This window comes from Mycobacterium rhizamassiliense (assembly GCF_900157375.1).
GTDB lineage: Bacteria > Actinomycetota > Actinomycetes > Mycobacteriales > Mycobacteriaceae > Mycobacterium > Mycobacterium rhizamassiliense.
On the sequence record NZ_LT721901.1, the window covers coordinates 490,365 to 502,357 of the forward strand.

11 protein-coding genes and 1 pseudogene are annotated in these 11,993 nt (G+C 70.2%); 4 read left to right on the forward strand and 8 right to left on the reverse strand.

All coding sequences use genetic code 11. From position 1 onward, the window contains the following. Both MRAB57_RS02420 and MRAB57_RS02425 read left to right on the forward strand, forming a co-directional pair. Positions 1–2,232 (forward strand): ATP-binding cassette domain-containing protein (locus MRAB57_RS02420; protein WP_245835806.1); only part of this gene is annotated, 2,232 nt, incomplete at its 5' end. Further along, positions 2,229–4,671: pseudogene (locus tag MRAB57_RS02425) on the forward strand (ATP-binding cassette domain-containing protein). The gene MRAB57_RS02420 and the pseudogene MRAB57_RS02425, both read left to right, overlap by 4 nt. Here MRAB57_RS02425 and MRAB57_RS02430 read toward each other — a convergent pair. From MRAB57_RS02430 to MRAB57_RS02455, 6 genes are all read right to left on the reverse strand, one after another. Further along, the gene (locus tag MRAB57_RS02430; RefSeq protein WP_077086135.1) at positions 4,668–5,237 is read right to left on the reverse strand and encodes a pentapeptide repeat-containing protein; all 570 of its coding nucleotides are present in this window, start codon (positions 5,235–5,237) and stop codon (positions 4,668–4,670) included. The pseudogene MRAB57_RS02425 and the gene MRAB57_RS02430 sit on opposite strands and share 4 nt — an antisense overlap. Before the next feature lie 5 nt (positions 5,238–5,242). After that, the gene (locus MRAB57_RS02435; protein WP_077086136.1) at positions 5,243–5,815 is read right to left on the reverse strand and encodes a GTP-binding protein; all 573 of its coding nucleotides are present in this window, start codon (positions 5,813–5,815) and stop codon (positions 5,243–5,245) included. Next, positions 5,796–6,170: a DUF742 domain-containing protein gene (locus MRAB57_RS02440; protein ID WP_077086137.1), complete on the reverse strand. Its 375-nt coding sequence runs from the start codon at positions 6,168–6,170 to the stop codon at positions 5,796–5,798. The genes MRAB57_RS02435 and MRAB57_RS02440 overlap by 20 nt, the downstream gene beginning before the upstream one ends. Positions 6,171–6,176: 6 nt before the next feature. Beyond that, a complete protein-coding gene (locus tag MRAB57_RS02445) occupies positions 6,177–6,581 on the reverse strand; it encodes a serine protease inhibitor (RefSeq protein WP_077086138.1) in 405 nt (134 codons plus the stop codon). Next, positions 6,578–9,325, reverse strand: a complete 2,748-nt coding sequence (locus tag MRAB57_RS02450; RefSeq protein ID WP_077086139.1) for a sensor histidine kinase — start codon at positions 9,323–9,325, stop codon at positions 6,578–6,580. The genes MRAB57_RS02445 and MRAB57_RS02450 overlap by 4 nt, the downstream gene beginning before the upstream one ends. Positions 9,326–9,510: 185 nt before the next feature. After that, entirely contained in the window at positions 9,511–10,116 is a 606-nt protein-coding gene (locus tag MRAB57_RS02455) for a class I SAM-dependent methyltransferase (RefSeq protein WP_077086140.1), read from the reverse strand. 18 nt (positions 10,117–10,134) lie between these two features. On the opposite strand from MRAB57_RS02455, the gene MRAB57_RS02460 reads away from it, so the two are divergent. Continuing rightward, the gene (locus MRAB57_RS02460; protein WP_077086141.1) at positions 10,135–10,599 is read left to right on the forward strand and encodes a tRNA (cytidine(34)-2'-O)-methyltransferase; all 465 of its coding nucleotides are present in this window, start codon (positions 10,135–10,137) and stop codon (positions 10,597–10,599) included. A gap of 36 nt (positions 10,600–10,635) precedes the next feature. Further along, complete coding sequence (locus MRAB57_RS02465) at positions 10,636–10,962, forward strand: YciI family protein (protein WP_077086142.1); 327 nt, start codon at positions 10,636–10,638, stop codon at positions 10,960–10,962. Position 10,963: 1 nt separating this feature from the next. Here MRAB57_RS02465 and MRAB57_RS02470 read toward each other — a convergent pair whose 3' ends face one another. Both MRAB57_RS02470 and MRAB57_RS02475 read right to left on the reverse strand, forming a co-directional pair. Further along, complete coding sequence (locus tag MRAB57_RS02470) at positions 10,964–11,602, reverse strand: nitroreductase family protein (RefSeq protein WP_077086143.1); 639 nt, start codon at positions 11,600–11,602, stop codon at positions 10,964–10,966. 9 nt (positions 11,603–11,611) lie between these two features. After that, positions 11,612–11,977, reverse strand: a complete 366-nt coding sequence (locus MRAB57_RS02475) for a hypothetical protein (RefSeq protein ID WP_077086144.1) — start codon at positions 11,975–11,977, stop codon at positions 11,612–11,614. Between the last annotated feature and the right edge of the window lie 16 nt (positions 11,978–11,993).

The following is an 11,993-nucleotide window of genomic DNA, read 5'->3' on the forward strand; positions in this document are numbered from 1 at the left end:
CCCGTGCGCGGCGGAACCCGGGCGGCGCCGCTGCAGCGGCCCCCCGGCGGACCAGGCCAACCGCCGCGGCCACCCGGGCAGCCCATGTATCCGACCAGCAGCGGCGGCGGTGGCCGCCCGCCCGCCTATCCGCCCAGCGCGCCGCCGAACTTCCAGCCGTCCCCGCCCAAGCCCGGTATCGGGGCCACCCAGCAGGGGTCGCCGCGCACCCAGATGTCGCCGGTCGAGGCCAAGCCGCCGGAGGTGTCGAACCTCGCGACCAAGATGTTCCAGGCCCTGCTGCCGTCGCGGTCCGGGGCGATCCAGAAGCCGTCGGGCTCGCTGACGATCGGCCGCTCCACCGACAACGACCTGGTGATCCAGGACGTCCTGGCGTCGCGGCATCACGCGTTCTTGACCCAGACTCCGCTGGGCACCGAGATCCGCGACGCGCACAGCGTCAACGGAACGTTCGTCAACGGCGTGCGGGTCGGCTCGGCGGTGCTGACCGACGGCGACGTGGTCACGATCGGAAACGTCGACCTGGTGTTCACCCACGGCACCCTGGTGCGGCGCACCGAGGCCGCGACGCGCACCGGCGGCCTCGAGGTGAACTCGGTCTGCTACACCGTCGACCAGGGTAAAAAGCAACTGCTCGACCACATTTCGCTGACCGCCCGCCCCGGCACGCTGACCGCGATCATCGGTGGGTCGGGCGCCGGCAAGACCACGCTGTCGCGGCTGATCGCCGGGTACACCAGCCCCACGTCCGGCTCGGTGACCTTCGAGGGCCACAACATCCACACCGAGTACGCGTCGCTGCGCAGCAGGATCGGGATGGTCCCCCAGGACGACGTCGTGCACCGCCAGCTGACCGTCAACCAGGCGCTCGGCTACGCGGCCGAACTGCGGCTCCCCCCGGACACCAGCCAGGCCGACCGCGAACAGGTCGTCGCCCAGGTGCTCGAGGAGCTCGAGCTGACCAAGCACGCCGACACCCGCGTCGACAAGCTCTCCGGCGGTCAGCGCAAGCGCGCCTCGGTAGCCCTCGAGCTGCTCACCGGGCCGTCGCTGCTGATCCTCGACGAGCCCACCACCGGCCTGGACCCGGCGCTGGATCGCCAGGTGATGATGATGCTGCGCCAGCTGGCCGACGCCGGCCGCGTCGTGCTCATCGTCACCCACTCGGTGTCCTACCTCGACGTCTGCGATCAGCTGCTGCTCGTCGCGCCCGGCGGCAAGACGGCGTTCCTCGGCCCGCCCGACCAGATCGGTCCGGCAATGGGCACCACCAACTGGGCCGACATCTTCGCCAAGGTCGGCGCCGACCCCGACGAGGCCAACCGCCGGTTCCTCGCCGAGAACAAGCCGCCGCCGCCCCCGCGGTCCGAGGACAGCCAGGCCGGCGATCTGGGCGAGCCGGTGCACACCGACGTGTTCCGCCAGTTCTCCACGATCGCGCGAAGACAGATCCGGTTGGTGATCTCCGACCGCGGCTACACGGTGTTCCTCGCGTTGTTGCCCTTCCTCATCGGTGTGCTGACGCTGACCGTGCGCGGCAAGAGCGGGTACGGCATGTCGGACCCGTTGGGCAACAATCCCGCCCAGCCGGACCAGATCCTGGTCATGCTCAACGTCGGCGCGGTGTTCATGGGCACCGCGCTGACCATCCGCGACCTCATCGGCGAGCGCCCGATCTTCCGCCGCGAACAGGCGGTCGGGTTGTCGACCGCGGCGTATATGGGCGCAAAGATCGTGGTGTTCTCCGCATTCGCGATCGTCCAGGCGGCGATCGCCACGGCCATCTCCGTAATCGGCTGGGGCACACCGATCTCGAACGCCGTGCTGCTGGGCAACGTCAACTTCGAGCTGTTCGTCACGGTGGCCGCGACCTGCGTGGGCGCGGCGCTGCTCGGCATGGCGCTGTCGTCGCTGGCGCAGTCGCAGGACCAGATCATGCCGATGCTGGTGGTGTCGATCATGAGCCAGCTGGTGTTCTCCGGCGGCATGATCTGGGTGACCGACCGCCTCGTGCTCGACCAGTTGTCGTGGGCGACGCCGGCGCGGTGGGGCTTCGCGGCGTCGGCGTCGACGATCGACGCGCACCGGTTGATCCCGGGTCCGACCGACCCGAAAGACCAGCACTGGAATCACACCAAGAGCGCATGGCTGTTCGACATGGCGATGCTCGCAGTGTTGTACGTGGCCTATAGCGCGATCGTGTGGTGGAAGATTCGACTCAGGCGCCGATGAGCAGTCCCGCGCAACCGGTTCTCACGGTTCGGTCCAATCGGTCGGCCGCCAGCTTTGCCCCCGGCCGCGACGTGGTGGTCGGCAGCGACCTGCACGCCGACGTGCGCGTCGCACACCCGGTGGTCGCCCGCGCGCACCTGCTGCTGCGCTTCGACCGCGGCCGCTGGATCGCGATCGACAACAACACCCAGAACGGGCTGTTCGCCAACGGCCAGCGGGTGTCGACGATGGACATCCGCGACGGCCAGAGACTGTCGCTCGGCTTGCCCGACGGTCCGACGCTGAGCTTCGACGTCGGGCGCCACCAGGGTCCGGTGGGGCTGCGGCCGCTGACGACGGTGTCGATCCCGACGATCGCGCCGCCCCAGTCCCGTCCAGGGCGCGCCACCGCCGGCGCAGCCGCCGCAGGGCGCCGACGCGCTGCGCACCACCGCGGTGCCGATCATCCGGCCCGGCGCCGAGACGCAGGCCGTGCCGCAGCTGGGCGGCCGGCCCGGCCCGCCCGACCTCAGCGCCACCCAGATGCAGGTTCAGCCCCCGACCGGCCGGGCCCGCATCGGGCGCGAGCTCGACAACGACATCGTCATCCACGACGTGCTGGCCTCCCGCCACCACGCCGTCCTGCTGCCGACACCCAAGGGCACCGAGATCCGCGACGCGGGCAGCATCAACGGCACGTTCGTCAACGGGAAAAGGGTTGGGACCGCGCTGCTTTCCGAGGGCGACGTGGTCACGATCGGCAACGTCGACCTGGTGTTCGCCGGCGGCACCCTGGTGCGCCGCCAGGAGGTCGCCTCGCACAGCGGCGGCCTGGAGGTGCGCGACGTCGACTTCGACATCAACGGCAAGAGGCTGCTCGAGAAGGTCGCCCTGCGCGCCCGTCCCGGCACGCTGACGGCCATCATCGGCGGCTCCGGCGCCGGCAAGTCCACGCTGTCGCGGCTGATCGCCGGGTACACCACCCCGACCGGCGGCTCGGTCACGTTCGAGGGCCACAACATCCACACCGAGTACGCCACGATGCGGACCCGGATCGGGATGGTTCCCCAGGACGACGTCGTGCACCGCCAGCTGACCGTCAACCAGGCGCTCGGCTACGCGGCCGAACTGCGGCTGCCGCCCGACACCGGCAAGGCCGACCGCGAGCAGGTCGTCGCCGAGGTGCTCGAGGAACTGGGCCTGACCCAGCACGCGGACACCCGGGTGGACAAGCTCTCCGGCGGTCAGCGCAAGCGCGCCTCGGTCGCGCTCGAGCTGCTCACCGGGCCGTCGCTGCTGATCCTCGACGAGCCGACGTCGGGCCTGGACCCGGCGCTGGATCTGCAGGTGATGACGATGCTGCGGCAGCTGGCCGACGCCGGCCGCGTGGTCCTGGTCGTCACCCACTCGCTGACCCACCTCGAGGTCTGCGACCAGGTGCTGCTCATGGCGCCCGGCGGCAAGACGGCCTTCCTGGGCGCGCCCGATCAGATCGGCGACGCGATGGGCACCACCAACTGGGCCCAGGTCTTCGCCAAGGTCGGCGCCGACCCCGACGAGGCGAACCGACGCTTCCTGGCGCGCAAGCAGGAGCCGCCGCCGGCGCAGGCGGAGGTGCCCGGCGACCTGGGCGCGCCCGCGCACACCCATTTCTGGCGCCAGTTCTCCACGATCGCGCGCCGGCAGATGCGGCTGGTCGTCGCCGACCGCGGCTACTTCGCGTTCCTGGCGCTGCTGCCGTTCATCATGGGTGTGCTGTCGCTGACGGTGCCGGGCAACTCCGGATTCCGCGTGCCCGAGGCGACCAGCGACACCCCGGACGAGGCCGCCCAGATCCTGACGCTGCTGTCCATCGCCGCAGTGTTCATGGGCACCGCCCTGACCATCCGGGACCTGATCGGGGAACGCCCGATCTTCCGCAGGGAACAGGCGGTCGGGCTGTCGACCTGGGCCTACCTAGGCTCCAAGACCGCCGTGTTCTGTGCGTTCGCGATCGTCCAGTCGGCGATCACCACCGGCATCGTGCTGATCGGCAAGGGCGCGCCGAGCCAACCGCCGGTGCTGCTCGGCAATTCCAGCCTCGAGCTGTTCGTCACCGTGGCCGCGACGTGTGTGGCCTCGGCGATTCTCGGGCTGGTGCTGTCGGCGCTGGCCCGTTCCAACGAGCAGATCATGCCGCTGCTGGTGGTGTCGCTGATGCTGCAGCTGGTGCTGGCCGGCGGCCTGATCCCGGTCACCGGCCGCATGTTCCTCGACCAGCTGTCCTGGGTGATGCCGTCGCGCTGGGGCTACGCGGCGTCGGCGTCGACGATCAACCTGCGCGGCCTGGTCCCGATCGGCCCCAAGGACAGCCACTGGGCGCACACCAGCAACGCCTGGCTGCTCGACATGGGCATGCTCGCGGTGCTGTCAGTCGTCTACTCCGCCATCGTGTGGTGGCGCATCCGGCTCAAGCGCTAGTCCGCCTTGGCGTCCAGGCTCCCTTCAAGTCGAAGCCCGTGCGCCGCCGCGAACGCCACCGACTGACCGACGTCGACGCGGGCCCCGGCCAGCGTCGCGGTACGCCACAGCGACGGGTCCACGGTCGCGCCGCGCAGGTCCGCGTCGTCCAGCCGGGTCCCGGTAGTCCGCGCGCCGGACAGGTCGGCGCCGCGTAGCACGGCCTTGCGCAGGTCGGTCTCCACCAGGCTGGTCTCGCGCAGCCGGCAGCCGGTCAGGTCCAGGCCCCGCATGTCGTTGCCGCCGAGCACCGCGAGCGTGAAGTCCACCTCGTCGAACGTTATCGGCCGCAGCCGGCACTGCACGAAGGTCGAACCCAGCAGGCTGCACTGCGCAAAGGTGCTGTGCCACAACAGCGTTCGTTCGAAGGTGCAGTTGCGGAACGCCGACCCGCGGTGCTGGGACTCGGACAGGTTGGCGCCGCGGAAATCGCACTCGCTGAACATCGCCCGCTCGGTGACCAACCGGCTGAGGTCTTCGTCGCGGAAATCCCGGCCGGAAAACTCGCAGTCGACCCAGTGCTGCAACGCGGTCAGGCCGTCAGGCTCTGCAGCGCGTATTCGCTGACCGCGATCAACGCGTCGGTGGCCGACCGGCGGTCCCTGGCGTCGATCTTCATCACCGGGATATGCGGCGGCAGCGTCAGCGCCTCGCGCACCGCGCCGACGGGATAGGTTGGCGCGCCGTCGAATTCGTTGACGGCGACCAGGAACGGCAGGTTGCGGTGCTCGAAGAAGTCGACGGCGGCAAAGCTGTCCTCCAGCCGGCGGCAGTCGACCAGGACGATCGCGCCGATGGCACCGCGCACCAGGTCGTCCCACATGAACCAGAACCGGCGCTGCCCCGGCGTGCCGAACAGGTAGAGCACCAGGTCCTCGTCGAGGGTGATGCGGCCGAAGTCCATTGCGACCGTGGTGGTCCGCTTGTCCGGCGTGGCCTCGAGCATGTCGACGCCGGCGGAGGCGTCGGTGACCATTTCCTCGGTGCGCAGGGGCATGATCTCCGAAACCGACCCGACGAACGTCGTCTTGCCGGTGCCGAAGCCCCCGGCGATGACGATCTTTGTCGAGGCCGTGGCGCCGGGGTCAGAGTGCCTTGAGGCCACGCAGCGTCCTTCCTATGAGTTCGAGGCGCTCGTCGCGCGTCGACTGCTCGGTCAGGGTTCGATGCACCCGAAGAAAGCCGGACAGCACCAGATCACCGACCAAGACCCGCGCGACGCCGACGGGCATGTCCAGCCTCGCCGAGATCTCGGCGACGGACGGACTTTTCACGCACAGCTCGATGATCCTGCCTCTGGCGTCGCTGGCCGGCCACCGACGCGCGAGCCCGGGCTGCAGCGTCTGAACCGGGGCCTCCAGCGGTAGATCGATCTTGGCGTCGGTCCGCCCCGCCGTGAGGGTGTACGGACGCACCAGGCTCGCCTCACGTGTGGGCGGCCAGGTCCGGCGTTCGTCCATCGCGGCTCACGAATTGGCGGACGCGGAGCGACGGGCGGACTGCACCACACCGCCCACCCGTTCGACGAGGATGGCCATCTCGTAGCCGATCTGGCCGATGTCGCAGGACGGCACCGCCAGCGTGGCCAGGTGCGACCCGTCGCCGACGCGCATCAACAGCAGGTAGCCGTTCTGCATCTCGACCACCGACTGCAGCACGTGCCCGCCCTCGAACAGCTGCGCGGCGCCGCTCGCCAGGCTGGCCAGCCCGGACGCCACCGCGGCCAGCTGATCGGCACGCTCGCGCGGCAGCTGCTCGCTGGCCGCAATCGCCAGACCGTCGACCGACACCAGCAACGCGTGGGCGACGCCGGGGACTTCGCGGGCGAACTTCGTCACCAGCCAGTCCAGAGCGCTGCCGGGTGACGTCATTCCTGATCGGGTCCTTGCCTGGTGTGGCGGGCCTGCGAGCGTCCGCTGCGCACGCCGCCGAAATGGTTACTGAAGGAGGCGCGAACCGCTTCCGGGTCGCGCACCGAGGCCGCATGCTGCGGCCGCCGGCCATTCGATGCTACGAGGGGCCGCTCGTCGTCCTCATCAGGGTGGTCCCGCTCGGGCGAATCGCCGCCGTTCGCCGCCCCGGGCACCAGCCGGGCCCCGGGGTTGCGCACCGGCAAACCGTAGTCGGCGGTGTGCGCGTCGACGGGCTTGTCCTCGGCCTCGGCCGCCAGCGACCAGCCGCGGTCCCACACCGACTGCCAATCCAGGTCGGGGCTGTTCACCAGGTCGTGCGGATCGCCCAGCATCTCCGACAGCATCCGCCGGTAGATGACGTCGTCGTCGGCCGGGTTTTTGCCGGACGCGCCGGGCTTGATGGGGTTGGCGGGCTTGGCGGCAAAGAAGGCCGAGGTGTCCGACACCGCGGGAGCCGGCGATTGTGGTTGTTGCGCAGCCGGTTTCGGGGCGGGCTTGTTCTGGCTCTCCCACCACGGGGTGGCCAGCTCGCGCCGGTGCCGGTGCGGCTGCGGCGCCGGCGGCGGTGCCGGCGACTCCGGGACGCCGGTGATCCCGCTGGAGCCGGGGTTGCGGCGCGGCAGCAGGGTGATCGGTGGCGGCGGCTCCGAGGACCCGTTGCGGTTCGCCGGCTGCGGCACCGCCGGGCGCCGTTCGACGGGCGGCGCGGCGGCCGCGCGCGCCGGGATCGTGCTGGCCAGTTTCGCGCTCGGCGACGACACCGCCCCGATCCGCCGCGGTGGCCGCGCGGTCAGCGCCTCGTGCGCGGCGTCGAGCACGGCGGTCGGCAGGTAGATCTCGGCGGTCGTCCCGGTGCTCGCCTCGTCGGGCGCGGGACCGCGCAGCCCCACCCGGACGCCGTGCCGGGCGGCGATCCGGCCGACCACGAAAAGACCCATGTGCCGGGCGTTGTCGGGGTTGACGTCGCCGCCGTCCTGCAGCCGCTTGTTGGCGATGCGCCGATCGGCGTCGTTCATGCCCAGCCCGGAGTCGGCGATCCGCAGCAACACGCCGCCTTGGGGATCCCGGCCGCCGCGCCGTCCCGAGATCCGGACCGGGGTGGTCGGCGGCGAGTAGCGCAGGGCGTTGTCGATCAGCTCGGCGAACAGGTGGATGGCGCCGCCGGCCGCCGCGCCGACCAGCATGCAGTCGGGTAGGTCGCCGATCACGACGCGGCGGTAATCCTCGACCTCGGAGACCGCGGCGTTGATCACCGTGGACAGGCCCACCGGCTCGCGCTGGTCGCGGGCGAGCTGCGCGCCGGCCAGGACCAGCAGGTTGGCGCTGTTGCGGCGCAGCCGCGCGGCCAGGTGATCCAGCCGGAAGAGGCTGTCGAGCCGCTCGGGGTCCTCCTCGTTGCGCTCCAGCCCGTCGATGAGCTGCAGCTGTTGATCGACCAGCGAACGGCTGCGGCGCGACATGGTCTCGAACATGTCGTTGACCAGCAGGCGCAGCCGGGCCTCGTCGCCGGCCAGCAGCAGCGCCTGGCTGTGCAGCTCGTCGACCGCGTGGGCGACCTGACCGATCTCCTCGGTCGTGTACACCGGCAGCGGCACCGGAATCGGTTCGGCCTCACCGGCTTTCACCCGGGCGACTTCCTCCTCGAGGTCGGTGTGGGCGACCCTGAGCGCGCCGTCGCGCAACACCCGCAGCGGCACCACCAGCGCGCGCGCCACCAGCAGGACGACGAACAACGCGATCACGATGACGGCCAGCACCACGACGGCGTCCATGATCGCGGCGTCGCGTCGCTCGGAGGCCTGGGCATGCACGGCCTTCGTCACCGACGCGGTGGCGCCGTTGATGACCTGTTCGGCGATCCCATCGGTGGTCCGTATCGAGCGCAGCAGGTCGGGGTTGTCGACGAGCAAGCTGGCCGGATCCGACATGATCGCCATCCGGGTCACCATCTGCTGCTGCAGCGTCTTGGCGTCGGGCGAGCCGACACCCAGGACTTCGCTCATCCCGAACAGCGTCGAGGGTTCGGTGCCGGCCAGGGTGATCATCGAGGTGCGCAGCTGCGGCTCGGGCAGCTCGGCGCCGCGGGTGATCAGGATTTCCTGCATCGTCATCTGACCGCGCGCCCCGACCGCTCGGCTCAGCCCCTGCGCCTGCGCGCGGATCTTCTCGTCGTCGACGCGCACCGACGCGTTGATGACGTCCTCGGCGGTCAACAGCAGCGGCGCGTACGTCGTCACCCGTTCCCGCAGCCCCATGCTGTTGTCGGACGCCTTGGCCACCACGAATTGGCCGCCGCTGAGCAGCGTTTCGACGCCGGACCGAACGTCGGGGATCACGTCGGTGTCGGCCAGCCGCGTCTGCAGCTCACCCTTGCGGGCCTCGTAGTTCTGCTTCGCCCCCTGGACGTCGCGGCCGGTGGAGTTCGCCAGCAGCGCGACGTCCAGTGCCGACATGTATTTGGTGAGGGCCGGCAACAGGTCGGCCCGGGCGGCGGCCAGGCGCAGGCCGCTGGAGTTGGCCATCGCGGCGTTGACGCGCAGCCCGCCGAAGATCGTCGCCAGGATCAGCGGAACCAGGACGATCGCCAGGACCTTCCACCGCACCGGCCAGTTGCCCAGCGACCACGCCCGCGGGCGCTGCGGGGAGGATTCGGGAGCGGCAGCCGCCTCGTCCGGCTCGGTCGGGCGGGTGAACATGGTCATCTGATCGCGCCCGAAATCGACACCGAAGAAAACAAGACGCTCATGAGACTTCCTGCACTATTCCCCCCGCGACGCGCAAAGGGGCGCGAGCGGTAATCGCCTGGCAATTCGACGAGTATGACAGCCCACGGCCCAGGTCACCAGAAGCGTTCCCTGAGCGCGCAGCGCTGACGGACGCGAAAGTTCTACGCCGGCCGCAGGATCGCGACGAGGAATTCGGAGTCGTCGGTGAACGGCCGCAGATCCCAGGTGGACAGCAGCAGGTCGGGCGCGAATCCGGCCCGCGCCGCGTCGTTGAGGAAGTCGGCGAACTCGTACTCGCGGCCGGCGCCGAAGCCGATCGCTGCGCGGCCGTCGTCGGCGACGTGGGCGCGCAGCCGGGTCAGCACCTGGACCCGGGTGCTCGGGGCGAGGAACGCCATGACGTTGCCCGCGGACACGATCACGTCGAAGGGTTCGGCGATGCCGCGCGCGGGCAGGTCGAGCTCGGCCAGGTCGCCGACGACCCAGCGCGGTCCGGGATAGTCCTGCTCAGCCGCCTCGATCAGCGCGGGGTCGACGTCGACGCCGACCACGTCGTGACCGGCCTGCGCCAGGTAGCCGCCCAGCCGGCCGGGGCCGCAGCCGGCGTCCAGGATGCGCGCGCCGCGGGGCACCATCGCGTCGACGAAGCGCGCCTCGCCGGCCAGGTCGTCGCCGGCGCGGGCCATCGCGCGGAAGCGCTCGATGTACCACTGCGAATGCCCGGGATCGGCAGCGACCTTTTGCATCCAGATGCTCGGCTCGACCATGCGACCATTATCGGTGTTGTGTTCAAGCTGATGTTCGTGTCGCCGCGGATCCCGCCCAATACGGGCAACGCGATCCGGACCGCCGCGGCCACCGGCGCGGAATTGCATCTCGTTGAGCCTTTGGGCTTCGACCTGTCCGAGCCGAAGCTGCGCCGCGCCGGGCTGGACTACCACGACCTGGCATCGGTCACCGTCCACCCGTCGCTTCGGGCGGCCTGGGACGCGGTGCTGCCGGCGCGGGTGTTCGCGTTCACCGCGCACGCGTCGACGTTTTTCGCCGACGTCGACTTCGAGCCGGGCGACGTGCTGATGTTCGGGCCCGAACCCGACGGGCTGGACGCGGCGACGCTGGCCGACGCCAACATCACGCGGCAGGTGCGCATCCCGATGCTGGCGGGCCGGCGCTCGCTGAACCTGTCGAACGCGGCGGCCATCGCCGTCTACGAGGCCTGGCGCCAGCAGGGCTACCCGGGCGCGATCTAGTGATGAGTTCCTGGCCTGGCGCAAGTCTGCACTGACATGCCTACTTTCATCACGATTGGTTACGGCGACGAGACCGGATACCACCGATTGGACGATGCCCGCCGACGGACAGCGCACGCCCGCGACGACGAACTCGCCGCGTCCGGCGCGCTGGTCGGCCGCGCCGGAAGCCCAGTCCAGGTACGCAATCCGGATGACGCCGGGGTGTCGGTCCAGCCGGGCGCGTTTTTGCGGTCGACGCTGCCAATTGCGGGGTTCGCGGTGATCGAAGCCGAAGACCTGGACGCGGCGATCGAGCGGGTGAGCCAGACCCCGTGTGCCCTCGCCTATGGAGTCGTCGAGGTCTGGCCCCTGCAGACCTGAGTTACCAGCTGTTCCAGTGCGTCAGCTGCTCGGCGGGCAGCCGCTTGGCCGGCTTGAAGTCGGTGCCTTTGGTGTACGCGATCGGGAAAAGGCCGCCCTGGCTGAACTTCTCGTAGGGAATGCCGACGATTTCGGCGACCTTGCGCTCGCCCTCGCCCAGCAGGTGCAGCGTCGTCCAGCAGGAGCCCAGCCCGCGCGAGCGCAGCGCCAGGCAGAAGCTCCACACGGCGGGAAACAGCGACGCCCAGAACGAGACGCCCCCTATCGGCGACTTGGTTTCACGACCTGCCAGGCACGGGATCATCAGCACCGGCGCCTCGTGGATGTGCTCGGCAAGGTACATCGCCGAGTCGACGACCTTGCCCATCCGCTCGCCGCGGGTGTCGGCGTAGTCGGGCTTGGGCGCGCTGAGGTAGGGCCGGGCGTGCGACAGGTAGATGTCGGCGATCGCCTTCTTCTTGTCGGCGTCTTCGACGAACACCCACTGCCAGCCCTGCGCATTGGAACCTGTGGGCGCCTGCAGCGCCAGCTCGAGGCATTCCATCAGCACGTCGCGCGACACCGGCTTGTCGAAGTCGAGGCGCTTGCGGACCGAGCGGGTGGTGGTGAGCAATTCGTCGACGGACAAGTTGAGGGTCATGTTTGGAGGCTACGTTCCAGGGGGCGGAGGCGGGGCGCCGGGCGCGTCGGGCGGAATCGCCCCGTCGCAGCCGCCGGGCGGAGGCGGGCCCGGCAGCGGTTCGTCGCCTCCGACGCAGTCGTAATAGAACTGGGGGCCCGTTAACCAAGTTTTCATCCACTGGTGCCAAAACGACCCGTCCGCATACTTGTCGCCGTCGCACACGGCCAAGTGGCCCCACCCCCACCGGCCACCCGGGCAGAAGCCCTTCGTCATGTCCGGCTGATGCGGGTCCGCCGGGCCGGGCGGGTCGGCGCCGGCAACCGGGGCAGAAAAAACAAGCGCCGCAGCACAACTCACTACGGCGGCACCATGACACGCAGCCTTGAACCTCATTTCAAGATCAACGCCG